This window comes from Variovorax sp. FG153 (genome assembly GCF_057809595.1).
This window is the reverse complement of record NZ_JBMDKG010000005.1, coordinates 250,405-272,985: the sequence shown is the minus strand read 5'-3', so window position 1 is coordinate 272,985 and position 22,581 is coordinate 250,405. Positions and strand designations below refer to the sequence as shown.

At 70.2% G+C, this 22,581-nt stretch carries 21 protein-coding genes; 4 read left to right on the top strand and 17 right to left on the bottom strand.

Features of this window, described 5'->3' with window-relative positions:
• Positions 1-84 precede the first annotated feature (84 nt).
• From ACODT0_RS09135 to ACODT0_RS09085, 11 genes are all read right to left on the bottom strand, one after another.
• Entirely contained in the window at positions 85-1,239 is a 1,155-nt protein-coding gene (locus tag ACODT0_RS09135) for an ABC transporter substrate-binding protein (RefSeq protein WP_057592369.1), read from the bottom strand.
• A gap of 96 nt (positions 1,240-1,335) precedes the next feature.
• The gene (locus tag ACODT0_RS09130) at positions 1,336-2,988 is read right to left on the bottom strand and encodes a nitric oxide reductase activation protein NorD (protein ID WP_489041100.1); all 1,653 of its coding nucleotides are present in this window, start codon (positions 2,986-2,988) and stop codon (positions 1,336-1,338) included.
• Complete coding sequence (locus ACODT0_RS09125) at positions 2,985-3,803, bottom strand: CbbQ/NirQ/NorQ/GpvN family protein (protein ID WP_057592371.1); 819 nt, start codon at positions 3,801-3,803, stop codon at positions 2,985-2,987. Before ACODT0_RS09125 ends, ACODT0_RS09130 begins: the two co-directional genes overlap by 4 nt.
• A gap of 19 nt (positions 3,804-3,822) precedes the next feature.
• The gene (locus ACODT0_RS09120; RefSeq protein WP_209540343.1) at positions 3,823-4,860 is read right to left on the bottom strand and encodes an aliphatic amidase; all 1,038 of its coding nucleotides are present in this window, start codon (positions 4,858-4,860) and stop codon (positions 3,823-3,825) included.
• A 39-nt stretch (positions 4,861-4,899) separates the two neighbouring features.
• Positions 4,900-5,589: an urea ABC transporter ATP-binding subunit UrtE gene (urtE, locus tag ACODT0_RS09115; RefSeq protein WP_489041099.1), complete on the bottom strand. Its 690-nt coding sequence runs from the start codon at positions 5,587-5,589 to the stop codon at positions 4,900-4,902.
• A 13-nt stretch (positions 5,590-5,602) separates the two neighbouring features.
• Positions 5,603-6,385 carry an urea ABC transporter ATP-binding protein UrtD gene (gene urtD, locus ACODT0_RS09110; RefSeq protein ID WP_261212072.1) on the bottom strand — a complete coding sequence of 261 codons (783 nt, stop codon included), beginning with the start codon at positions 6,383-6,385 and terminating at the stop codon, positions 5,603-5,605.
• Positions 6,386-6,399: 14 nt separating this feature from the next.
• Entirely contained in the window at positions 6,400-7,449 is a 1,050-nt protein-coding gene (urtC, locus tag ACODT0_RS09105; protein WP_489041098.1) for an urea ABC transporter permease subunit UrtC, read from the bottom strand.
• A 10-nt stretch (positions 7,450-7,459) separates the two neighbouring features.
• Entirely contained in the window at positions 7,460-8,362 is a 903-nt protein-coding gene (gene urtB, locus ACODT0_RS09100) for an urea ABC transporter permease subunit UrtB (RefSeq protein ID WP_093343802.1), read from the bottom strand.
• Between the two features lie 5 nt (positions 8,363-8,367).
• Complete coding sequence (gene urtA / locus ACODT0_RS09095; RefSeq protein ID WP_489041097.1) at positions 8,368-9,561, bottom strand: urea ABC transporter substrate-binding protein; 1,194 nt, start codon at positions 9,559-9,561, stop codon at positions 8,368-8,370.
• Between the two features lie 411 nt (positions 9,562-9,972).
• Complete coding sequence (locus ACODT0_RS09090) at positions 9,973-10,473, bottom strand: hypothetical protein (RefSeq protein ID WP_422099560.1); 501 nt, start codon at positions 10,471-10,473, stop codon at positions 9,973-9,975.
• Positions 10,470-11,399 (bottom strand): LysR family transcriptional regulator, encoded by a 930-nt coding sequence (locus ACODT0_RS09085; protein WP_489041096.1) that lies wholly within the window; start codon positions 11,397-11,399, stop codon positions 10,470-10,472. The genes ACODT0_RS09090 and ACODT0_RS09085 overlap by 4 nt, the downstream gene beginning before the upstream one ends.
• Before the next feature lie 96 nt (positions 11,400-11,495).
• Between ACODT0_RS09085 and ACODT0_RS09080 the strand changes: the two genes are divergently transcribed.
• Both ACODT0_RS09080 and ACODT0_RS09075 read left to right on the top strand, forming a co-directional pair.
• Positions 11,496-12,482 (top strand): NAD-dependent epimerase/dehydratase family protein, encoded by a 987-nt coding sequence (locus tag ACODT0_RS09080; protein ID WP_489041095.1) that lies wholly within the window; start codon positions 11,496-11,498, stop codon positions 12,480-12,482.
• A 93-nt stretch (positions 12,483-12,575) separates the two neighbouring features.
• On the top strand, positions 12,576-13,775 hold the full coding sequence (locus ACODT0_RS09075) for an AGE family epimerase/isomerase (RefSeq protein WP_489041094.1): 1,200 nt from the start codon (positions 12,576-12,578) through the stop codon (positions 13,773-13,775).
• A 6-nt stretch (positions 13,776-13,781) separates the two neighbouring features.
• On the opposite strand, the gene ACODT0_RS09070 is transcribed toward ACODT0_RS09075, so the two are convergent.
• Together ACODT0_RS09070 and ACODT0_RS09065 are read right to left on the bottom strand one after the other, a co-directional pair.
• Complete coding sequence (locus tag ACODT0_RS09070; protein WP_261212059.1) at positions 13,782-14,723, bottom strand: glutaminase; 942 nt, start codon at positions 14,721-14,723, stop codon at positions 13,782-13,784.
• Positions 14,724-14,736: 13 nt separating this feature from the next.
• Entirely contained in the window at positions 14,737-15,639 is a 903-nt protein-coding gene (locus ACODT0_RS09065) for a DMT family transporter (protein ID WP_057592405.1), read from the bottom strand.
• Positions 15,640-15,809: 170 nt separating this feature from the next.
• Here ACODT0_RS09065 and ACODT0_RS09060 point away from each other — a divergent pair, with 170 nt between their 5' ends.
• The gene (locus ACODT0_RS09060) at positions 15,810-16,136 is read left to right on the top strand and encodes a DMT family transporter (RefSeq protein WP_261212057.1); all 327 of its coding nucleotides are present in this window, start codon (positions 15,810-15,812) and stop codon (positions 16,134-16,136) included.
• Between the two features lie 19 nt (positions 16,137-16,155).
• Here the strand turns inward: ACODT0_RS09060 and ACODT0_RS09055 are convergent, their stop codons facing one another.
• Genes ACODT0_RS09055 through ACODT0_RS09045 form a run of 3 tightly spaced genes read right to left on the bottom strand, consistent with a single transcriptional unit; the run spans position 16,156 to position 18,122 of the window.
• Positions 16,156-16,662 (bottom strand): BON domain-containing protein, encoded by a 507-nt coding sequence (locus ACODT0_RS09055; protein ID WP_261212055.1) that lies wholly within the window; start codon positions 16,660-16,662, stop codon positions 16,156-16,158.
• Entirely contained in the window at positions 16,659-17,168 is a 510-nt protein-coding gene (locus ACODT0_RS09050; protein WP_489041093.1) for a flavin reductase family protein, read from the bottom strand. The genes ACODT0_RS09055 and ACODT0_RS09050 overlap by 4 nt, the downstream gene beginning before the upstream one ends.
• A 30-nt stretch (positions 17,169-17,198) precedes the next feature.
• On the bottom strand, positions 17,199-18,122 hold the full coding sequence (locus tag ACODT0_RS09045; RefSeq protein WP_489041092.1) for a LysR family transcriptional regulator: 924 nt from the start codon (positions 18,120-18,122) through the stop codon (positions 17,199-17,201).
• 106 nt (positions 18,123-18,228) lie between these two features.
• Between ACODT0_RS09045 and ACODT0_RS09040 the strand changes: the two genes are divergently transcribed.
• A complete protein-coding gene (locus ACODT0_RS09040) occupies positions 18,229-20,220 on the top strand; it encodes an alkyl/aryl-sulfatase (protein ID WP_489041091.1) in 1,992 nt (663 codons plus the stop codon).
• A gap of 7 nt (positions 20,221-20,227) precedes the next feature.
• Here ACODT0_RS09040 and ACODT0_RS09035 read toward each other — a convergent pair whose 3' ends face one another.
• Positions 20,228-22,429 (bottom strand): DUF6351 family protein, encoded by a 2,202-nt coding sequence (locus tag ACODT0_RS09035; RefSeq protein ID WP_489041090.1) that lies wholly within the window; start codon positions 22,427-22,429, stop codon positions 20,228-20,230.
• Positions 22,430-22,581: the final 152 nt, after the last annotated feature.

Here is a 22,581-nt window from a genome sequence, read left to right as displayed (position 1 = left end):
GAGGCCGCAGGCCGGGGGACATTCGCGGAGGGGAGTACCCCGTCGGCGTGAGCCCCCTCACAACGGTAGAAAGCACGTTCCACCCTAAACCTCCAGCGTATCGAGCCGCGCAGTCCAGTCCCCGAGCGAATGCGTCACCAGATACGGATCGGGATACACGGCACGCGTAGCCTGCCGAACGATGGTGAACTGCCCCTGCGCATCCACACGCCCGATGCGCGGATAGAGACAGGTGTGGTGGTTCGACGGGTCGATCTTCACCCGCCCCTGCGGCGCATCGAACTCGGCCCCCAGGATGTGCGGCAGGATCTCCGCGATGCCGTCGCTGCCCGCCTGCGCGAAGGCATTGGCGTAGATGTGCATCTGGAAGTAGGCCGCTTCCCAGCACAGGTTGGGTACGCAGCCGTCGCCGAAGCGCGCGCGCAGTTGCGCCAGGCAGCGCTGGTTGGCCGGCGAGTCGATCGACTGGAAGTAGGGTGCCGCCGTGAAGTGCCCTGTCGCCACCCCGCGCCCCATCTGCGAGATTTCGGCCTCGGAGGTCGTGAGGCTCGCGATCGGCATGCGCTTCGGGTCGAAGCCGGCCTCGGCATAGGCGCGGTACAGGCTCGCGGTGGAGTCGCCCACCACCGTCGAGAAGATGAAGTCGGGCTGCTTGTCGCGGATGTCGGCCATGATGGCCCGGTAGTCCTTCTCGGTCGCGTCGAGCGCCGCATAGTGCTCGCCGAGTTTTTCGCTGCCGGGGCGCTGCATCACCAGCTCGCCCATGATCCGGTTCGACTCGTAGGGGTAGATGTAGTCGGAGCCGATCAGGTAGACCCGCGCGCCGAAGTTCGTCGTCATGAACTCCGCGAGCTGCACGCTGTTCTGGTTCGGCGCCGCGCCCGTGTAGATCACGTTGCCCGAATACTCGAAGCCCTCGTAGAGCGTCGGGTAGAACAGCAGCTTGTTCCACTTCTCGATCACCGGGATCACCGCCTTGCGGCTGCTCGACATGTAGCAGCCGAAGATCACGTTGACCCGGTCCTGCACGATCAGCTTCTCGGCCAGCTGCGCATAGCGCGCCGGGTTCGACTGCGGGTCGTGGCGCACGGCGACCAGCTCGCGGCCGTCGATGCCGCCGGCCGCGTTGATCTCCTCGATGCCGAGCAGCGCGCCCTGCAGCTGCGACAGGCCGATGGTCGAGGTGACGCCGGTTTCCGAATAGAGGATGCCGACGCGGATGGGATCCTTGTCAGCCATGGGCGGTCGTCCGTGAGGGGTGAGGGGCCGTCATGTCTTTTCTGTCTCGTGTGGAATTCGTTCGGGGCTCCACCCTATCGCAGTTCGATGCTTTCGTCAGTGGGCCGCGGCCAGCCGCGCGCTCATGCGCGCGAGCCGCGCCGGCAGGCTGCGCGCATCGTCGGCGATGCAATAGTTGCGCCAGCCGAAGATGCGCCGCACATAGGCGTCGGCCGCGGCATCGACCGCGATGCAGGCAGTGCGCACGCCCGCGCCGCGCGCCTCGGCCACCGCTTCGCGCGCATCCTCGACGAGGTACTTCGGATCGTGCACGTCGATGTCGGCCGGCGCGCCGTCGGTCACCAAAAGGATCGCGCGCTGGCCCGCGGGCTCGTCCTCGAGCAGCGCCGCCGCATGCCGCAGCGCAGCGCCCATGCGCGTCGAGTAGCGGCCGCGCACCGCGCCGATGGTCGCGCGCGCGGGCGGCGAGAGCGGCTGGCCGAACTCGAGCAGCCGGTAGTAGTAGACCTCGGCGCGCGTGTTCGACGAGAAGCCGTGCACCGCGAGCCGGTCGGCGCCGCGCAGCCGCGCGGCGGCGAGCATCAGCGCGGCCTGCTTCTCGATCTCGAGCAGCGACAGTCCGTGCGGGCCCGCATCGTTGGCCGAGGCCGACAGGTCGAGCAGCACCAGCACGCTCGATGGCCGCGGCGCCTTGCCGGGGCGCATGAACAAGCGCGCGTCGGGACGCAGCCGCTGGCGCCGCTCGACCAGCACCTCGATCGCCGCATTGAGGTCGATGTCGTCGCCCTCCCATTGCCGGCGCAGCCGGAGCCGGCGGTCGAGGTGGCGCGCGCGCGGCAGCGCCAGCGGCGGCAGGCTCTCGGCGCGCAGGGCGGCCTGTGCCTGCGCTGGCAGCAGGCCCTGCCACCCGGGAAGCTTCTCGATCACCGTGCACCAGTCGGGGCGCAGGCGCTCGAGGCGGCGGTCCCATTCGGGATAGGTGTAGCGGCCCAGCTCCATGTCGCCGAATTCGGGTGGCGCGCCGGCGGCCGCATCGCCCGCGTCGGAGGGCGGCGGCATGCGCGCGCCCGACTGCTGCAGTGCGATCGCCTCGTCGGGCGGTGGCGGCGTCGCGTCGGCGCCGAAGTCCCAGAGCCAGCTGTTGTCGTCGCGCCAGGGCGCGGGCACCGCGTAACCCTGAGGCTCGAAGCGCACGCGCATCTGGCCCAGGTCGTTGGCGAGGATCGAGGCGATCGCGCGGAAGGCCTCGTAGTCCGCGAGACCCGCGCGCGCCGCGGTGTCCTCGAACAGCCGGCGCGCCTTCTCGACCCAGTGGCTGCCGTCGTGCAGCTCGGGCCGCAGCAGCAGCCGGTCCATGCGCAGCAGCAGCGCCTCGAAGCGCAGGTCGAGCGGATCGGGCGCGGGCGGCAGCGCGTCGGCGAACCAGCCATGCAGGCCGGGGAAGTCGCGCACCAGCAGCCGCTCGACGCGCGCGTCCTCGATCGCCGACACCAGCGCGATGCCCATCGGCCGCAGCGTGTTCGCGCGGCGCGCGGGCGTCGAATGCCGCAGGTGCGCCACCGCATGCGCGACCATCGCGCGGCGCAGTGCCGGCGGGCTGTCCTCGGGAACCAGCAGCCGCCCGGCCGCGAGCACCGCGCGCGTGCCCGGCTTCGCGCCGGCCACCAGCGGCTGCACCTCGAGCGCCATGCCGGCGAGCCCGCGCGCGAGCAGCCCCAGCGCGGCGAAGCTGCCGGTGTCGCGCGTCATCCGAACTGGGCCTCGACGAAGCCCTGCAGCGCGCTCGCCATGTCGGGGTCGTCGGTCAGCGCGCGCGTCATCGTCATCTCGCAGCTCTCGCGCGGCGTCACGCCGTCGCGGATCAGCACGCCCGCGTAGATCAGCATGCGCGTCGACACGCCCTCGTCGAGCCCGCGGTGCTTGAGTTCGCGCGAGCAGTGCGCGACCGCCACCAGCTTCGCGGCCAGCGCGGTGTCGATGCCGGCCTCGTGCGCCACGATCTCGGCCTCGAGCACGGCGTCGGGGTAGTCGAACTCCAGCGCCGCGAAGCGCTGGCGCGTCGAGGGCTTGAGGTCCTTGGCGCTGCTCTGGTAGCCGGGGTTGTACGACACCACGAGCTGGAAGTCTGGATGCGCGCGCACCAGCTCGCCCTTCTTGTCGAGCGGCAGGATGCGGCGCGCGTCGGTCAGCGGATGGATCACCACCGTCGTGTCCTGCCGCGCCTCCACCACCTCGTCGAGGTAGCAGATGCCGCCATGGCGCACCGCCAGCGTCAGCGGCCCGTCGTGCCAGGCCGTGCCGTCGGCGTCGAGCAGGTAGCGCCCGACCAGGTCCGAGGCCGTCATGTCCTCGTTGCAGGCCAGCGTCACCAGCGGCCGGCCCAGCGACCACGCCATGTGCTCGACGAAGCGCGTCTTGCCGCAGCCGGTCGGCCCCTTGAGGATCAGCGGCATGCGGTGGCGCCAGGCCTGCCGGTACAGCGCCACCTCATTGCCCGCGGGCCGGTAGAAGGGCTCGGACTCGATGCGCCAGGCCGCGAGCGGATCGTGCACGGGTGCGTTCATGGCGTGTCGTGGCTCCCGCTCAACGGTGCTTCGCCGGCTCGTTCGGAATCCCCTCGATCGGGCATTCGGGCGTGCCCACCGTGCTGCGCGTGAACGACTCCACCATTTCGCGCGTGCCCTCGGGGTCGTTGATCCACTGGGTGTAGAAGTTGTAGGGGCAGGCCGCCACGCCCTTGTCGCCGTCGCCCGAGTTGATGGTGCCGGTGTAGCCGCGGTGCACCAGCTTGAACAGGTGGTTCTGCGACTGGCCGTTGCGCCGCGCGTCGCGGATCAGGCCCATCGAGAGCTCGGCGTAGTTGATGCCCATCTCCTCCTCGCCGCATTCGCCGAGCGTGCGGCCGTCGAAGCCGATCAGCGCCGAGTGGCCGAAGTACGAGTACACGCCGTCGAAGCCGGCCGCGTTGGCCACCGCCACGTAGGTGTTGTTCATGAAGGCCATCGCCTTCGACACCAGGATCTGCTGCTCCTTGGCCGGGTACATGTAGCCCTGGCAGCGGATGATGAGCTCGGCGCCGCGCATCGCGCAGTCGCGCCAGATCTCGGGATAGTTGCCGTCGTCGCAGATGATCAGGCTCATCTTCATGCCCTTGGGGCCTTCGCTCACGTAGGTGCAGTCGCCCGGGTACCAGCCCTCGATCGGCACCCACGGCATGATCTTGCGGTACTTCTGGACGATCTCGCCCTGGTTGTTCATGAGGATCAGCGTGTTGTAGGGCGCCTTGTTCGGATGCTCCTCGTGGCGCTCGCCGGTCAGCGAGAACACGCCCCAGACGTTGGCGCGCCGGCAGGCGTCGGCGAAGATCGCGGTCTCCTCGCCGGGCACCGAGGCGGCCGTGTCGTACATCTCCTTGGCGTCGTACATGATCCCGTGCGTGGAGTACTCGGGAAAGATCACCAGGTCCATGCCGGGCAAACCTTTCTTCATGCCGACCAGCATCTCGCCGATCTTGCGCGCGTTGTCGAGCACCTCGGCCTTGGTGTGAAGGCGGGGCATCTTGTAGTTGACGACCGCGACGCCGACGCAATCGTTGCTGCTCGAAATATCACCATGTCTCATGACGCTGCTCCTGAAGGGGTGGTTGGGAAGGGAAGGGGTTCAGACAGTGAGGAAAGAGCGGACCTTGTCCTGGTCGAGCGTGGCGCGCGCCTCGTCGTGCACCAGGCGGCCGCGGTCGATCACGAGGAAGCGGTCGGCCAGCGCGAGCGCGAAGCTCAGCACCTGCTCCGACACCACGATCGCGAAGCCGCGCTCGCCGCGCAGCACGTTCAGCGTCTGCGCGATCTCCTTGATGATCGAAGGCTGGATGCCCTCGGTGGGCTCGTCGAGGATCAGCACCCTGGGCTCGGAGATCAGCGCGCGCGCGATCGCCAGCATCTGCTGCTGGCCGCCCGAGAGGTTGCCGGCCTTGCGCTGCTTCATGTCCTGCAGCACCGGGAAGAAGCGGTAGAGGTAGTCGGGCACCGTGCGGTGGCCCGAGCGCGCGGCACCCGAGAGGATGTTCTGTTCCACCGTGAGGTGCGGGAACACCATGCGGCCCTGCGGCACGAAGGCCAGGCCATGCGCCACGCGCTGGTGGCTCGGCAGCCGGGTGAGCTCGGTGCCGTTCAGGCGGATGCTGCCGCCGCGCGCGGGCAAGAGGCCGATCAGCGACTTCAGCAGCGTGGTCTTGCCCATGCCGTTGCGGCCCATGACGGCGACCGCCTCGTCGGGCGCGACGCGCAGCGAGACATCGTGGATCACGTGCGACTCGCCGTAGGCGACATCGAGTGCGGAGACTTCGAGCATGCGTTGGGCTCCTTCAATGGCCGAGGTAGACGTCGATCACGCGCGGGTCGGCCTGCACCTCGGCGGCCGTGCCCTCGCTGAGCAGCCGGCCCTGGTGCAGCACGGTCACGCGGTGCGCGATGCGCTTGACGAAATCCATGTCGTGCTCGATCACCACCACCGACTTGCCCACCGAGATGCGGCGCAGCAGGTCGCCGGTCTGCTCGCGCTCGCGCGGGCTCATGCCGGCCACGGGCTCGTCGAGCAGCAGCAGCTCGGGCTCCTGCATCAGCAGCATCCCGATCTCGAGCCACTGCTTCTGGCCGTGGCTCAGCTGGCCCGCGCGGCGGTCGAGGCGCTCGAGCAGGAACACCTCGGTGGCCATCGCCTCGATGCGCTCGCGCAGCGCGCGGGTGCGGCGGAAGCTCAGCGACTGCCACAGGCCGTGCATGCGCGGCAGCGAGATCTCGAAGTTCTCGAGCACCGTGAGGTCCTCGTAGACCGAGGGCGTCTGGAATTTGCGGCCCACGCCGGCGCGCACGATCTCGTGCTCGTTCATGCGGCCCAGGTCCTGGCCGTTGAACAGCACCCGGCCCGCGCTGGGCCGGGTCTTGCCGCAGACCATGTCGAGCAGCGTGGTCTTGCCCGCGCCGTTCGGGCCGATGATCACGCGCAGTTCGTTGCGCTCGACCGAGAGGCTCAGGCCGTCGACCGCCTTGAAGCCGTCGAAGGAGACCGTGAGGTCCTCGACGCGCAGGATCTGCTCGTTCGAGGGCGGCACGGCCGAGGCCGCCTGCGGCAGGCCGCCGTTGGGCATCGCCAGCGTCGCGTTCATGGCGCGGCCTCCGCGCCGCGGCGGCGCAGCAGCTTCTCGCCCAGGCCCGCCAGGCCGTTCGGCATCGCCCACACCACGAGGATGAAGACCGCGCCGAGGAAGTAGAGCCAGCCCTCGGGGAAGGTCTCCGACAGGTAGGACTTGAGGAAGCCGATCAGGAGCGCGCCGATCACCGCGCCGGGAATCGAGAGCCGCCCGCCCACGGCCGCGTAGATCACCATTTCGACCGAGGCCACCACGCCGATCACGCCGGGCGCGATCAGCCCCACCTGCAGGCTGTAGAAGGCGCCCCCGATGGACGACAGCAGGGCCGCCACCGCGAACACGAAGGCCTTCATGTGCGCCGTGTTGTAGCCGCTGAAGCGCACGCGGTCCTCGCGGTCGCGGATGGCGATCAGGATCTTGCCGAAGCGGCTGCGCACGATCAGCAGCGCGCCCACCATGGCGAGCGCGACGGCCGCCACCTCGATGAAGTACATGGTCCGCTTGGCCGCGTCGCCCGCGATGTCCCACCCCAGCAGGGTGCGGAAGTCGGTGATGCCGTTGGCGCCGCCGGTGTCGCCCTGCTGGCCGATCACCACCACGGTGAGCGTGAGCGCCAGCGACAGCGTGACGATCGCGAAGTAAACGCCGCTCACGCGCCGCTTGAAGATCGCGTACGAGAACACGTAGGCGAGCACGGCGGGGATCGCGAGGATGCCGACCAGGGTCCAGCCCAGCGAGTGGAAGGGGATCCACCACGAGGGCAGCTGCTCGACGCTGCTCCAGACCATGAAGTCCGGCAGCTCGGGCGCCGAGGCCTCGAGCTTGAGGAACATCGCCATCATGTAGCCGCCGAGGCCGAAGAACAGGCCCTGGCCCAGGCTCAGCACGCCGCCGTAGCCCCAGGTCAGCACCACGCCGATCGCGACGAAGGCGAAGGCCAGGTACTTGCTCACGAGGTTGAGGCGGAACGGATCGAGCGTGGCCGGCAGCACCACGGCCAGCAGCAGCAGCACGGCCGCCAGCCCGACGAGGTCGCCGCGGCGTTGGGGAGAAAGCTTCATGCCCATGCGCTCAGCTCCTCGAGCGGGTCGCGAACAGCCCGTTGGGCCGCACGTAGAGCACCGCGATCACCAGCAGCAGGATCGTGGCCTTGGCCATCGAGCCGCTCATCAGGTACTCGAGCCAGGTCTGCGACTGCGCGATGGCGAAGCCCGAGAGCGCGGTGCCGATCAGGCTCTGCACGCCGCCGAACACCACCACGATGAAGGAGTCGACGATGTAGAGCTGGCCGGTGCCGGGGTTGGTCGAGCCGATCATCGTGAACACCGCGCCCGCGATGCCCGCCAGGCCCGCGCCCAGCGCGAAGGTCAGCGCATCGACGCGCTGCGTGTCGATGCCGACCGCGCCCGCGATCGCACGGTTCTGCGTCACCGCGCGCACCTTCAGCCCCCAGGAGGTGCGGTAGAGCAGCAGGTAGACGCCGATGGCGACGATGGCCGTCAGCCCCACGATGAACAGGCGCGTGAGCGGCAGCTGGATGCCCGGCGTCGGCTCCCACGCGCCGGCGAGCCAGGAGGCCAGCGGCACGCTGACTTCCTGCGCGCCGAACAGCGAGCGGTAGGCCTGCTGCAGCATGAGGCTCAGGCCCCAGGTCGCGAGCAGGGTGTCGAGCGGCCGGTCGTAGAAGAAGCGGATGAAGCCGCGCTCCAGCACATAGCCGAACGCGAAGGTCACGGCGAACGCGAACGGGATCGCGGCGAACAGGTAGAGGTCCATGAAGCCCGGCGCGTAGTGCTCGAAGAAGCGCGACGCCAGGTAGGTCATGTAGGCACCGAGCGCCATCAGCTCGCCGTGCGCCATGTTGATGACGCCCATCAGGCCGAACACGATGGCCAGCCCGATCGCCATCAGAAGCAGGATGGTGAACAGGCTCACGCCGTTGAACACCTGCATCACCGCGATGTCGAAGTTCATCGCGTTCAGACCTTCGGGAACGGGTTGGGCTCGACCAGCTGCGGCGATTCCCAGACGATGTCGAACTGCCCGTCGGGCCGCGCGCGGCCCACGCGCACCTTCTTCCACACGTGGTGGTTGGTGGCGTGCACGCGCACCGTGCCCTCGGGCGCCTCGATCTCCACGCCCGCGGCGGCGGCCGTGACCTTGTCGACCTCGAAGGACCTGGCCTTCTCCACCGCCAGCTTCCAGAGATGGACGCTGTTGTAGGCCACCTCCATCGGGTCGCCGATCACGCGGTCCTGGCCGTACCTGGCCTTGAAGGCCTTCACGAACTTCTCGTTGGCTGGCGACTTGATGCTCTGGAAGTAGCCCATGCAGGCGTAGTAGCCCGCGGCGTTGTCCTTGCCGATGCCTTCGATCTCGTTCTCCGACACCACGGTCGACAGCAGCACCTGCTTGGTGCCGTCGAGCCCGGCCGCGCGCAGCTGCTTGTAGAAGGCCACGTTCGAGCCGCCGACCACCGTGCTGTAGATGCAGTCGGGCCTGGCGGCCTTGATCTTGTTGATGATCGAGGAGAACTCGGTGTGGCCCAGCGGCGCGTATTCCTCGCCGAGCACCTTGCCGCCGGCCTTGGCGATCGCGGGCTTGGCGATCTTGTTGCAGGTGCGCGGATAGATGTAGTCCGAGCCCACGAGGAAGAAGTTCTTGCCCTTCTCGCGCGCCATCCATTCGACCGCCGCGATCACCGACTGCGTGGCTTCCTGCGAGGGATAGAACACGCGCTTGTCCTGCTCCTGGCCCTCGTAGTAGGTGGGATAGAACAGCAGGCCCTTGGCCTGGGCGAGCACCGGCAGCAGCGCCTTGCGCGAGGCCGAGGTGTAGCAGCCGATGATGGCCGCCACCTTGTCGCGCTCGAGCAGCTTGCGCGCCTTCTCGGCGAACACCGGGTTCTCGCTCGCGCCGTCTTCCACCACGGCCTCGATCTTCTTGCCGAGCACGCCACCGGCGGCGTTGATCTCCTCGATCGCGAGCTTCTCGGCGTCGACCAGCGAGGCCTCGGCGATCGCGATCGTGCCCGAGAGCGAATGCAGCAGCCCGAGCTTCACCGTGCCGCCGTCCTGCGCGAAGGCCAGCGGCGCCATGCCGCCCGCGGCACCCAGCACGATCATCGAGCCGCCGGTCTTCACGATCTGGCGGCGGTTGAAAGCGTTCGTCATGTCAAATTCCTTTGTGGTTGTGCGAGTCGTCAGGAAGATCCGACCTTCGGAACCGCGCTCGGGGTGTCTCCTCCCGCCACGCGGCCCTGCAAACGGGCGCTTCGTCGCCAGTGCTTTCGCTTCGGGCAAAGCTCCGCCAGCGGATGCATGCATCCGTTTCGACGAAAGCCCTGTTGCGACCGAAAAAACAAAAAGGCCCGAACCGGTGTTCAAACCGATTCGGGCCTTGTTGCCCGACACCTCGCTGGCAGCATTGGCAGCGGGCGTCGCATGACTGGTAACGATTGCTCGTTGCGGCGGATTCTTCTCAACCCGCGCCGGTCTGCAAATACGTTGTTGTGCGGATTGGCGTGGCGGCGGGGACTGTGCTATTTGCGCGCACAGGCGCGCCTGGGGCCACTTCGACGGAGGTCAGCGCGGCCGCGCGAAGTCCGCGTCGATCCAGGCCGAGGCGCTGGTGGCGCTGAGCTTGAACGAGGCCGGCACGTTCACGCGCGCGAGCTCGCTGTCGTCGGCGTCGTCGAAGGCGCTCAGCGTGGCCGAGGGGTTGTCCTCGTCGGGCACGATGGCCAGCGTGACGCGGATGCGCCGCTCGCCGGCGCTCACCGTCACGCTGCGGTTGAGCGTGGCGTGCAGCTGCTGCTCGTGGCGGCGGATCACCTCGGCCGCGGTCTTCACCAGCGTGGAGAAGGCGGGGCCGTCGAGCGGCTTGGGGTTCTTCTTGTCGCGGCCCATGGTCCAGGGGCCGACCAGCGCGGGCTCGGGATCGCCATGGCGCGTCATCTCGACGGCCCAGCCGTCGTCTTCCTCGTTCTTGATGATGCGGGCGGTCCAGCGCTCGTCGCGCCAGAGACGGTCCTGTTGCAGCGGGAGGGTGTCGTCGGATTCGGTGGTCGGGGTCGTGTCGGTCATTCGGGAGCGGAGGTTCTTGCGCGTGCCATTGTCCCCTGGCCGGCGATGTAGGCCTGCAGCCCCTCGGCCAGCGCGTCGAAGGCCACGCGGCAGCGCGGGCTCGCGCGCAGGTCCTCGTGCATCGTGACCCAGGTCTCGAGCTTCAGCGACAGCGCGCGCGGCAGCAGCCGCACCAGCGCCGGGCCGCGCCGCGCCAGCGCGACCTGGCACACGCCGATGCCGGCGCCCGCGCGTATCAGCGCCATCTGCGCGAGGTCGCTGTCGGTGCGCAGCGAGAAGGCGTCGCGCGTGAAGCCCTTGAAGGACTTGATCGCGTCGCGCACGAAGGCCGTAGGCTGGTCGTAGCCGATCAGCGTGTGGCGCATCAGCTCCTCGGCCGTGCGCGGCGTGCCGTGGCGCGCGAGGTAGTCGGGATGGGCATGGAAGCCCAGCTCGATGTCGCCGATGCGGCGCGCCACCAATTGTTCCTGGCGCGGGCGCACCATGCGCACCGCGATGTCGGCCTCGCGGCGCAGCAGGTCCTGCACGCGGTTGGTCGACACCAGCTCGACCTTGAGCGCCGGATGGGCCTCGCGCAGCTTCGCCACGATCGGCGGCAACACCTCCACCGCGACCACCTCGCTGGTCGATACCCGCACCACGCCGCGCACGCCTTCGCCCTGGCCGCTGGCCGCGCGCTGCAGCGAGGCGGCGGTGCTCTCCATGGCCTCGGCATGCGTGCGCAGCGCCAGCGCCACCTCGGTGGGCAGCAGCCCGACCTGCGAGCGCGTGAAGAGCACCACCTCGAGCGCTTCCTCGAGCGCCGCGATGTGGCGCCCGACGGTGGGCTGCGTGATGCCGAGCGCGCGCGCCGCGCCCGAGAGGGAGCCCTCGCGCAGCACGCCGAGGAAGGAGCGGTAGAGCTCCCAGCTGATGGTCCAGGTCATGCATAAATGTATGGCTGATGGCTCATGTTCGGCAATTCCATTCCAACCCCGGCCTGCCCAGAATTCATCCATCGATCACTGTTCTGGAGATGTTTCATGGCAAGCAACGACACGGTTCTGGTTCTGGGCGCGACGGGCGGCGTCGGCGGCGAGATGGCACGCCAGCTGCGCGACGCGGGATGGCGGGTGCGCGCGATGAAGCGCGGCGCGGTGCCGGAGCGGCGCGACGGCATCGACTGGGTGGGCGGCGACGCGATGGATGCGCGGGACGTGCGCGAGGCCGCGCGCGGCTGCGCCGTCATCGTGCATGCGGTCAACCCGCCCGGCTACCGCCGCTGGTCGGAACTGGTGCTGCCGATGCTCGACCACACGATCGCGGCAGCCAAGGCCGAGGGCGCGACCATCGTGCTGCCCGGCAACGTCTACAACTACGGCGCCGACGCCTTCCCGCTGCTGGCCGAGGATGCGCCCCAGCATCCGGCCACGCGCAAGGGCGCGATCCGGGTCGAGATGGAGCGCCGCCTCGAGCTGGCCAGCCGCGAGGGCGCGCGCGTGCTGATCGTGCGCGCCGGCGACTTCTTCGGTCCGAAGGCCGGCAACAACTGGTTCTCGCAGGGGCTGGTGAAGGCGGGGCAGCCGGTCACGGGCGTGAGCTATCCCGGCGACGCCGGCGTGGGCCACCTGTGGTCGTACCTGCCCGACGTGGCCCGCACCATGGTCGAGCTGCTGGCGCGGCGCGATCGGCTCGAGCCCTTCGCCAGCTTCCACATGGCCGGCCACTGGGACGCCGACGGCACGCGCATGGCCGATGCCATCCGCCGCGTGGTGGCGTGCCGCACCGGCACGCAGGTGCGCGTGTCGGCCTTCCCGTGGTGGCCGCTGCTGCTGGCCTCGCCCTTCGTCGCCACCTTCCGCGAGCTGCGCGAGATGCGCTACCTGTGGCGCACGCCCGTGGCCATGGACAACGCGAAGCTGGTGGCGCTGCTCGGCCGCGAGCCGCACACGCCGCTCGACGAGGCGGTCGAGGCCGCGCTCGAAGGCATGGGCTGCCTGCAGGCGGCGCCACGCGCGGCGCTGGCCTGAGCGCGGCGCGGGGGCGTCGTTTTCGACCATCGGGCCGGGATGCTGATAGCCTGAGTTGCCGCGCTCAGCCACCGCAACCCAGCCCTTCCTGCCATGCCCGACTTCCGCTCGCCCGACTTCCTGATCGGCCACGTGCAGCACACGCTCGCGTTCTACGATGGCCGCAGCCTCGATCCGAGCGGCGGCTTCTTCCACTTCTTCAAGGACGACGGCACGGTCTACGACCGCCGCACGCGCCACCTGGTGAGCAGCACGCGCTTCGTCTTCAACAACGCCACCGCCTGGCGCCGCTTCGGCCGGCCCGAGCATCTGGCGGCGACGCGCCACGGCCTCGATTTCCTGCAGCGCGCCCATGCGCATCCGCAAGGCGGCTACCTGTGGGAGCTCGACTGGCACCAGGGCCGTGCGCAGGTGCGCGACGGCACCCACTACTGCTATGGCCTGGCCTTCGTGCTGCTAGCGCATGCGCATGCGGCGATGGCCGGCGTGGACGAGGCACGCGCGGGCATCGAATCGACCTGGCAGCTGCTCGAGCGGCATTTCTGGGAGCCGCGCCACCAGCTCTATGCGAACGAAGCCACCGCCTACTGGGCCGTGTCTCCCTACCGCGGCCAGAACGCCAACATGCATGCCTGCGAGGCGATGATGGCGGCCTTCGAGGCCACAGGCGACGCGAAGTACCTCGACCGCGCGGCGACGCTGGCGCAGGCGATCGCGCTGCGCCAGGCCGACCTGACCGACGGCCTGGTCTGGGAGCACTTCCACGAGGACTGGTCGGTCGATGCCGACCACAACCGCGGCAACCGCGCCGACATCTTCAAACCCTGGGGCTTCCAGACCGGCCACCTGACCGAGTGGGCCAAGCTGCTGCTGCAGCTCGAGGGCCTGCTCGCCGGCCGGGGCGTGGAGACCGGCTGGATGCTGCCGCGCGCGCAGTCGCTGTTCGAGGCGGCGATGCGCCACGGCTGGGACGACGAGTTCGGTGGCCTGGTCTACGGCTTCGATCCCGAGGGCGCGCTCTACGACGGCGACAAGTACTTCTGGGTGCAGGCCGAGAGCTTCGCGGCCGCCGCGCTGCTCGCGGTGCGCACCGGCGAGCCGCGCTACTGGGACTGGTACGACCGGATCTGGGACTACGCCTGGCGGCACATGGTCGACCATCAACACGGCGCGTGGTTTCGCATCCTGTCGCGCGACAACCGCAAGCTCGGCGACGAGAAGAGCCCGGCCGGCAAGACCGACTACCACACGATGGGCGCCTGCCACGACGTGCTGCGCGCGCTCGGCGCCTGAAGCAATTCAGAACACCGACAGCCCCGTGCGCGCCACGAACATCTCGAGCGCCTTCATGCCCAGCAGCGAGTTGCCGGTGGCATCGAGCGCGGGCGACCATACGCTGAGCGTGAGCCGGTCGGGCACCACGGCCACGATGCCGCCGCCCACGCCGCTCTTGCAGGGCAGGCCGATCGAGAAGGCCACGTCGCCCGCGGCGTCGTAGGTGCCGCAGGTGAGCATCAGCGCGTTGATGCGCCGGGTCTGGCGCTCGCTGGTGATCGCGGCCTCGCCGTCGATCGGGTGCGCGCCGTCGCGGCACAGGTAGCCGGCGGCGCGCGCGAGCTGGCGGCAGCTCATGCGCAGCGCGCACTGGTGGAAGTAGGTGTCGAGCACCTCGGCCACGTCGTTGTCGAGCTTGCCGAAGCTCTTCATGAAGTTGGCCAGCGCCACGTTGCGAAAGCCGGTCTCGGCCTCCGAGCGCGCGACCTCCTCGTCGAAGCCCACGGGCTCGCCCGCCAGGCTGGCCATGAGCGCGAGGATGCGCGCCTTGGCGCTGCCGCCCTCGGCGCGCGCATGGCTCACGAGCCGGTCGGCGACCGCGATCGCGCCGGCATTGATGAAGGGATTGCGCGGCTTGCCCTGCTCGTTCTCGAGCTGCACCAGCGAGTTGAACGGATTGCCCGAGGGCTCGCGGCCGATGCGCTCCCACAGCGCGTCGCCCACGGCCTGCATCGCGAGCGTGAGCGTGAACAGCTTGGACACGCTCTGGATCGAGAACGGTGTGTCGGCATCGCCGGCCGCGGCCTCCTCGCCGTCGCAGGTGCGCAGCGCGATGCCGAACTGCCGCGCGTCGACGCGCGCGAGCGCCGGAATGTAGCTGGCCACCGTGCCGGCCTGGCCCAGCAGCGGTTGCATCGCGGCCGCGATCTCGTCGAGCACGGGCTGGAATCGGGTGGATGTCGCCATGTCGCTCGTTCCTTCAGGCGCGGCGCGCGCCGCCGCGGTTGACCAGCACGATGCCCACCGCCACGCCGGCCAGCGCCACCACCAGCTGCGGCGTGAGCGGCTCGGACAGCAGCAGCACGCCGAACACCAGCGCGAACAGCGGCGTGAGGAAGGTGAAGGAGGACATCTGCGTGGCCGGGTAGTGGCGCAGCATCCACATCCACGCGAGGTAGCTCGCGAAGGCGCCGATCACGGTCTGCAGCGCGATCGAGGTCCAGGCCCAGGCCGAGTAGTGCGTGCCCCAGGTCTCGCCGAGCAGCAGCGAGATCAGAGGGCAGACCGCGGCCGTCACGGCAACTTGGTAGAACAGCGTCTTCTCGGCGCTCGCGGTGGCGAGTCTGGTGGCGCGCAGCGTCAGCGTGGTCAGGCCCCACAGCATGCCGGCGGCCAGTGCCAGCGCGTCGCCGCGCAGCTGCGACGAGGAGGTGTGGCCGAAGCCTTCGCTGAAGGCCAGCACCACGGCCGCGAAGGCGATCGCGAGCCCGGCCCACTGCAGGCCGCGCAGCCGCTCGGCCGGCACCCAGCGCGGCAGGAACAGCGAGACCCAGAACGGCGCCGTGTAGAGGAACACCGTGAGCCGCGAGGCGCTGGTGAGCTGTAGGCCCAGGTAGATGCCCGCGAACTCTCCCGCGAACAGCAACCCCGCGAGCAGGCCGCCGGGCAGCGTGCCGTCGCGCTCGAACAGCGGCACCTTGCGCCAGGCGCACCACAGCCCCAGCAGCACGACCGCGCCGGCCATGCGCATCGAGGCCTGCCACATCGGCGGCACCTCGGCCACGGTGGTCTTGATGAGGATCTGCTGCAGGCCCCAGAAGGCGCAGCAGACGACGAGCAGGCCGATGGCGAGCGCGTCGAGGTGGGTTTTTCTCTGGATCATCTGTTGTTCGTTCTTCGCAAGGCGGCGCGCCCGCATCGCGCGGGGGCGCCGACGATCCTAGCGCGCGGGCGCTTCCCCGCTACCATCCGGGTTTCGTTCCCGGGTACCGCCCCTCCCGTTCCTGGTTCCGCATCCGGTATAGATGCGGGGCCCGGGAGGCATGCATGGGCATGCGGAATTTTTCGTGGCTGCTGCTCGCGGCCAGCATCGCGGCGGAGGTCGTCGGAACCATCGCGCTGCGTCACGCCGACGGCTTCACGCGCGCACTGCCCTCGGCCGTGGTGGCGGCGGCCTATGCGCTCGCGATCTGGCTCATGGCGCTGGCGGTGCGGCAGCTCGAGGTCGGCCTGGCCTACGCGGTCTGGGCCGGCGCCGGCACCGCGCTGATCGCCGTCTGCGGCGTCTTCCTGTTCGGCGAAGCAGTCACGCTCGCGCGCTGCCTCGGCGTGGCGATGATCGTGCTCGGCGTGGTCGTGCTCCACCTCGACCCGCGCTGACTCGATCCGCGCCGAGGCTTCAGCGCCCCGCGACCGGGTACGGCGGCTTGCCGCGCGTGCCCACCATCAGGTCGGGCACCACCGCCTCGACGTCGGGCAGCGCGCGCGCCGCGCGTTCGAGCTGGCGCGCCAGCGCGGGCGAGGGCACGCAGCCCTGCAGGTAGACCCAGCGCCGCTGCACCATGACCCACACGCTGCCCCGGCGCAGGCCCGGCACCGCCTCGAGCGCGGCGCGCACCTTGGGCGCGAGCGGCTTGTCGTAGCGGTAGGCGTTGCTGTCGCTGCATTTGCCCGCGAGCCAGCAGCTGGTGCCGCGCTCCAGCCGCGAATGGATCTGGATGCGGCGCTCCTCGGCCGTGTAGAACGGGCCTTCGGGTTCGGGGCAGCCCGGCAGTCCGGCCGAGACGCGGAAGAACGGATCGTCGAACCAGTTCTGCTTGGCGGGCGAGGCGGCGTCCTGCGCGTTCGCCGCATGCGGCGCGGCAACGGCGCACAGCAGGGCGAGCATCGACGCCGCGTGCTTCACAAGGGATGTTCCGTGTAGAAGCGGCCGCCGTGGAACAACAGCGGCGAGGCGCCGGCGTCGTGGCTGCAGCGCTCCACCTCGCCGACGAAGATCACGTGGTCACCCTCGTCGTAGCGGCTGCGGTTGAAGCACTCGAAGCTCGCCGCGGCGCCCGCGAGCACCGGCGCGCCGCCCAGGCCCTCGGTGAAGGCCACGTCGGCCCAGCGGTCGATGTCCTTGGTGGCGAAGCGCTCGGCCAGCGTCTTCTGGCTGGCCGCGAGGATGTTCACCGTGTAGTGAGAGCCGGCCCGCAGCGCGGCCATCGAGGCGGCGCTGCGCGACAGGCTCCACAGCACCAGCGGCGGCGACAGCGAGACCGAATTGAAGGAATTGGCGGTGAGCCCGACCAGCGTGCCGTTGGCCGCGCGTGCCGTGACGATGGTCACGCCGGTGGCGAACATGCCGAGCGCCGCGCGGAATTCAGCGGACGAGAAGGTGGGCGGCTGGGCGCGGCGCAAGGTGGTCACGAGGGAGCGGGAACGGTGGAGGGCAGGGGCCTATTCTGGCGCACCCGTCCTTCCCGTCCCCGGCGCGGCCGACATCACCTCGGTCACGAAGCGGGTGTAGGCCGCCGCGGCCGGCGAGGGCGTGCGGCCCGCGAGCCTGACCAGGCCGTAGTGGGTGCGCATGCCGTCGAGGCCCGCGATGGGCAATGGCACCAGCGGCTGGGTCTCGTGGCGGAAGGCCGGCGCATCGGGCGCCAGCACCACGGCGCGTGCCGTGAGCGCGAGATGGCGCAGGGTGCCGGTGTCGTCGCAGACCAGGTTGAACACGCCGCGGCCGGTACGCTTCGCCTGGCGCTCGAACTGCGCGGCCACGCGCGCGGGCAGCCTGGGTCCGGCGACCGGGTAGTCCATCGCCTGCTCGAGCGTGACCGAGGCCAGCCTGCGCAGCGGATGGCGCGGCTGCACGAAGAACGAGACCGGCACGTCGGGCAGTCGCATGGTCTCGAGGCCGCCCTGGCGCGCGAGATCGCGCGTGTCGGCGATGAACAGGTCGATCTCGCGCCGGTGCAGCCGCTCGGCCAGGGTGGCGGTGTCGGCCACCTCGGTGCGCACCGAGAGCTGCGGATGCCGCTGCACCAGCAAGGTCAGCGCCGCGCGCCCGAGCATGCCGGCCGCGAACGGCCCCAGGCCCACCTGCAGGCTGCCGGCGGCCAGGCCCTCGAGCTGCAGCACGTCCTCCTTGAGCTGGCGCGCGTCGATCAGCAGTTCGCGGGCGCGCGCCAGCACCAGCTCGCCGGCCTGCGTGAAGCGCACCGTGCCGTAGGCGCGGTCGATCAGCCGGACCTGCAGGCCCTCCTCGAGCGCCTCGATGCTGCGCGAGAGCGCGGGCTGCGAGAGGTGCGAGGCCTGGGCCGCGCGGCCGAAGCTGCCCTGCTCGGCGAGGGCGACGAGGTGCTGGAGCTGGCGCAGCTGCATCGTGATCTTGTGTTTTTCTTCAAATCGATCGACGTATTTTGCATTTGCCAATGGTTTGGGGGCTGCCCAGAATCGCGCCACTTTCCGCTTCGCGCCAGGCCGCACCATGCATCTCCTCCACGTCTTCCCACGCGCGCATCGCGCCGCCGCCGCCTGCACCGCGCTGGCCTGCGCCATGGCCTTCGCGCAGCCGGCAACGCCCCTCGCGCCCAAGCCGCCGGAGCCCGCCACGCTGGCCGCCAACGCCGAATTCGCGAAGACGCTGCCCTTCGCCGACCGGCGCGATTTCGAGGACGCGATGCGCGGCTTCATCGGCACCGTGCCCGACGCGCTGGTGCCCGGCGCCGGCGAGCGCCCGGCATGGAGCATGAAGCCCTACGGCTTCCTGCAGGCCGACGCGCCGGCCGACAGCGTCAACCCGAGCCTGTGGCGCCAGGCGCAGCTCAATGCGATCCACGGGCTGTTCCGCGTGACCGACCGGGTCTACCAGGTGCGCGGCTTCGACATCGCGAACATGACCATCGTCGAGGGCGACGGCACGCTGATCGTGATCGACCCGCTGCTCGCCGCCGAGACCGCGCGCGCCGCGCTCGCGCTGTACTACCAGCACCGGCCGCGCAAGCCGGTCGGCACCGTGGTCTACACGCACGGCCATGCCGACCACTTCGGCGGCGTCAAGGGCGTGGTCGACGAGGCCGACGTGGCGGCCGGCAAGGTGCAGGTGATCGCGCCCTCGGGCTTCATGGAGACCGCGGTGGCCGAGAACATCCTCGCGGGCAACGCGATGAGCCGGCGCTCGCAGTACCAGTTCGGCTCGCTGCTGCCGCCGGGCGTGCGCGGCCAGGTCGACACCGGGCTGGGCAAGGCGCTGGCGCGCGGCACCGTCACGCTGATCGCGCCCACCGCCACCATCGACAAGCCGACCGAGGAGCGCACCATCGACGGCGTGCAGTTCGTGTTCCAGCTCGTGCCGGGCTCGGAGGCGCCGTCCGAGATGCTGATGTACCTGCCGCAGTTCCGCGTGCTCGACATGGCCGAGGACGTGACGCACACCATGCACAACCTCTACACCATCCGCGGCGCCGAGGTGCGCGACGGCAGCCTGTGGTCGAAGTACATCGACCAGGCGCGCGTGGCCTTCGGCGACAGGACCGACGTGCTGATCGCGCAGCACCACTGGCCCACCACCGGGCGCGAGCGCATCGTCGAGCTGCTGAAGAAGCAGCGCGACATGTACAAGTTCATCAACGACCAGTCGCTGCGCCTGCTCAACCACGGCTACGCCGCGGCCGACATCGCCGAGACCCTGCGCATGCCCGCGAGCCTCGAACAGGAATGGTCGGCGCGCGGCTACTACGGCACCCTGCGGCACAACGCGAAGGCGGTCTACCAGAAGTACCTGGGCTGGTACGACGCCAATCCCGCCAACCTGAATCCGCTGCCGCCCGTGGCCCAGGCCCGCAAGACGGTGGAGTACATGGGCGGCGCCGAGGCGGTGATCGCGCGCGCCCGCGGCGATTTCGCCAGGGGCGAGTACCGCTGGGTCGCAAGCGCGATGAGCCAGGTGGTGTATGCCGATCCCACGAACCGCGCGGCGCGCGAGCTCGGCGCCGACGCGCTCGAGCAGCTGGGCTACCAGTCGGAGGCCGGCACCTGGCGCAGCGCCTACCTGGTGGGCGCGATGGAGCTGCGCAACGGCGTGCCGAAGATCCCGTCGGGCGGCACCGCCAACGCCGACACGCTCAAGGCCGTGAGCAACGACCTGTTCTTCGACTACCTCGGCGTGCGCCTCGATGCCGCGAAGGCCGAGGGCAAGCGGCTGGTCATCAACTGGAACTTCACGGATTCGAAGCAGCAGTTCGTGCTGACGCTCGAGAACTCGGCCCTGACCCACATCGCCGGGCGGCAGCCGGATGCCGACGCCACGGTGACGCTGAGCCGCGCCGCGCTCGACGCCGTGACGCTGAAGCAGACCAGCTTTCCGGCCGCGGTGCTGGCCGGCCAGGTGCGCATCGAGGGCGACCGCGCGAAGCTGGCCGAGCTGATGGCGATGCTCGACAGCTTCGAGCCGATGTTCCCGGTGGTGGAGCCGCGATGAACGCGGCTCAGGGCAGGTCGGGTAGCGGCATGCCGCCGACGACGACCTGGCCCAGCGCGTCCAGGTAGGTCTGCCAGAAGCGCGTGGGCTGCTGGCCCTTGCCGGGCCGGCCGAAGTCGCACACGCCGGTGGGGAAGGCGGCCTTCAGGCGCGACCATTGCGCGTCCGAGAACACCACCGTGCCGTAGCTCGCGCGGTCGAGCGGCGCGAGCTGGCACTCGAGCACGTCGCCCGTGATGGCCTCGCCGGCCGCCATGCGCGTCGAGCCATCGGCCAGGCCGGTGCATTCGAGCATCGAGAGCCCCGTGCCGTCGGCGCTGCCGCAACGGTCGTTGGCGCTGGCCGGGCGATGGGCGATCACCTTCTGCGCGAGCGGCGTGGCGCCGCCGTCCCGCTCGATCGCGCCGAGCCAGGCATCCATCGTGTCGTAGGCCTCGCGCTGGCTGCCGGCCTGGTACCAGATCGCCTGGTTGGCGTGGCCGCCGTTGGCGCGGTCGAGCCGCGCGCGCAGGGTCCACGAGCGGTGCTGGTGATGGATACCGCTGATGTCGAGCGTGCGGATGTCGATGATCGCCACCTGGCCCAGGCCGTTGGCCTGGTTGAACGAGCCCGAGCGGTACGAGGCCTCGATCGCGCCCGGGTCGGCCGCCACGCGCGGCGCCTGCGGAGCGTAGTCGATGGTGTGCGAGCCGATGTTCGCGTTGAGGTCCACGAACTGCTCGGCGCTGATGCGGCCCGCCTTCAGCGCGAGCAGGCCGTACTGCAGGCCCACGTTCGAGTAGGGCCGGTTGGCGAAGCCGTCGGGCCGCTTGCCGAAGATCGAGATCGCCGAGTCGGCCGAGGTGCAGCGCGCGCCGCCGGGGTTGAAGGTGGCGTCGTAGCGCGCGCCCGGGGGCGCGTCGCAGCCGCCGAGCGCGGTGGGCGAGGTGCCGGGGATGTTCGCGATGTTGGTCGCGTAGGGGTTCAGGTTGTTGTTGAACTTGTAGAAGTCGATCCACTCGGTGCACACGGCGGTGTTCAGGTGGCCCGAGGCGGCGGCCTGCTGGTCGGGCGTCCACGCGGTGGCGGTGCGGCCGAAGTAGTTGCGCAGCAGCGCGCAGTCCTCGACCTCGTTGCCGGTCGATCCCGCGTCGGGGAAGGAGGCGCCGACGATGATCCCCTGGTAGAGGCCCGGGTAGGCGTTGGCCATCCACTGCTGGGCGATGGCGCCGCCCGAGCTGCCGTAGCCGAAGGTGTAGCGCAGCTCGCCGTAGGCCTCGACGATGCGCTCCTTGGCCATCATCGTGGCCTCGGCCTGCACGGCGATGTTGCAGTTGTGGCCCGAGTCGTTGAGCGACACGGCCAGCACCGCGAAGCCGCGCGAGAGCGCATCGCGGTCGAGCACGCGCTGCGAGGACAGGGCGTTGGACTGGCCGTAGCCGTTGCCGCAGCCCGAGCCATGCTGGATCAGCAGCTTGCGGTTCCACGCGGCCTGCGGCTGCCACGGCGCCCAGGGCTTCGCGGGATCGAACAGCACCGCCACGTCGTAGTAGTCGCGGTCCTGCACGCCGGTCTCGATGCGCACCACGAAGGGCACGGTGCGGCCCTGGTCGGTGGTGGTGGTGGCGATGTCGGCCGGCGGCCGGGCCGGGTCGTAGGGCTGGAAGCCCGCGACGGCCGGATCGCTCGACAGGTACTTGAAGCTGTAGCTCACGGGGCGATTGCAGTCGGCGTCCTGCGCGCCGGCATCGCAGGCCCAGGGCTGGATCTGCGGGCCGTAGAGGATGCGCCCGCCGTTGGCGTGGTTGGTGATCACTAGCGACGACAGCGCCGTGTCGCCGGCGCGCGCGGTCAGCAGGTGGCGGCCCTCGCTCATGCCGGTGACCAGCCCCATGAAGCGCTCGCCGGGCCGCATCGCGAACGCGGACGACACGTCGGTGCCGTCGAGCTCGATGCGCAGCGCGCTCGCCGCGATGCCCGCGGCCGGCACGATCTCGACCAGCGCGTCGCCGCCGCTGACGAGGTCCGCGCGGTTCGACAGCACCTTGATGTCGGCCGCCTTGGTCGTCGTTGCGGGCGGCTGCGCGGGGTTGCCCGTGCTCGCGGGCGGAAGGCCCGCGAAGCGCGCGCCGCCATCGCCGCCCCCGCAGCCGGCAAGCAGCGCGCCGCCGCCGATGCACCACGCCGCCAGCAGCACGCCGCCGCGGCCGCTCCATGTCTTCTCGCTCATCGTGTCTCCAGGTATTGATTGGCGGCGCGATGCTAGGCAGCGCGCGCGGCCATGGCTTCCACGAAACGGCGCGGCTTTTCAGAATCTTGCAATTGCTTGCGGGCGCTGCGGGCAAACCTGCATGCCCGCGGCGGGCCGCGCGCCGGACACTC

What these genes read in the sequence shown, in the direction of transcription:
- urtD (WP_261212072.1), bottom strand. Translation starts at nt 6,385, where the DNA reads ATGCCCAACGGCGGCCTGCCGCAGGCGGCCTCGGCCGTGCCGCCCTCG.
- urtA (WP_489041097.1), bottom strand. Translation starts at nt 9,561, where the DNA reads ATGACGAACGCTTTCAACCGCCGCCAGATCGTGAAGACCGGCGGCTCG.
- ACODT0_RS09035 (WP_489041090.1), bottom strand. Translation starts at nt 22,429, where the DNA reads ATGAGCGAGAAGACATGGAGCGGCCGCGGCGGCGTGCTGCTGGCGGCG.
- urtB (WP_093343802.1), bottom strand. Translation starts at nt 8,362, where the DNA reads ATGAACTTCGACATCGCGGTGATGCAGGTGTTCAACGGCGTGAGCCTG.
- ACODT0_RS09130 (WP_489041100.1), bottom strand. Translation starts at nt 2,988, where the DNA reads ATGACGCGCGACACCGGCAGCTTCGCCGCGCTGGGGCTGCTCGCGCGC.
- urtE (WP_489041099.1), bottom strand. Translation starts at nt 5,589, where the DNA reads ATGCTCGAAGTCTCCGCACTCGATGTCGCCTACGGCGAGTCGCACGTG.
- ACODT0_RS09120 (WP_209540343.1), bottom strand. Translation starts at nt 4,860, where the DNA reads ATGAGACATGGTGATATTTCGAGCAGCAACGATTGCGTCGGCGTCGCG.
- ACODT0_RS09040 (WP_489041091.1), top strand. Translation starts at nt 18,229, where the DNA reads ATGCATCTCCTCCACGTCTTCCCACGCGCGCATCGCGCCGCCGCCGCC.
- ACODT0_RS09090 (WP_422099560.1), bottom strand. Translation starts at nt 10,473, where the DNA reads ATGACCGACACGACCCCGACCACCGAATCCGACGACACCCTCCCGCTG.
- ACODT0_RS09060 (WP_261212057.1), top strand. Translation starts at nt 15,810, where the DNA reads ATGCGGAATTTTTCGTGGCTGCTGCTCGCGGCCAGCATCGCGGCGGAG.
- ACODT0_RS09045 (WP_489041092.1), bottom strand. Translation starts at nt 18,122, where the DNA reads ATGCAGCTGCGCCAGCTCCAGCACCTCGTCGCCCTCGCCGAGCAGGGC.
- ACODT0_RS09075 (WP_489041094.1), top strand. Translation starts at nt 12,576, where the DNA reads ATGCCCGACTTCCGCTCGCCCGACTTCCTGATCGGCCACGTGCAGCAC.
- ACODT0_RS09125 (WP_057592371.1), bottom strand. Translation starts at nt 3,803, where the DNA reads ATGAACGCACCCGTGCACGATCCGCTCGCGGCCTGGCGCATCGAGTCC.
- urtC (WP_489041098.1), bottom strand. Translation starts at nt 7,449, where the DNA reads ATGAAGCTTTCTCCCCAACGCCGCGGCGACCTCGTCGGGCTGGCGGCC.
- ACODT0_RS09135 (WP_057592369.1), bottom strand. Translation starts at nt 1,239, where the DNA reads ATGGCTGACAAGGATCCCATCCGCGTCGGCATCCTCTATTCGGAAACC.
- ACODT0_RS09085 (WP_489041096.1), bottom strand. Translation starts at nt 11,399, where the DNA reads ATGACCTGGACCATCAGCTGGGAGCTCTACCGCTCCTTCCTCGGCGTG.
- ACODT0_RS09070 (WP_261212059.1), bottom strand. Translation starts at nt 14,723, where the DNA reads ATGGCGACATCCACCCGATTCCAGCCCGTGCTCGACGAGATCGCGGCC.
- ACODT0_RS09065 (WP_057592405.1), bottom strand. Translation starts at nt 15,639, where the DNA reads ATGATCCAGAGAAAAACCCACCTCGACGCGCTCGCCATCGGCCTGCTC.
- ACODT0_RS09080 (WP_489041095.1), top strand. Translation starts at nt 11,496, where the DNA reads ATGGCAAGCAACGACACGGTTCTGGTTCTGGGCGCGACGGGCGGCGTC.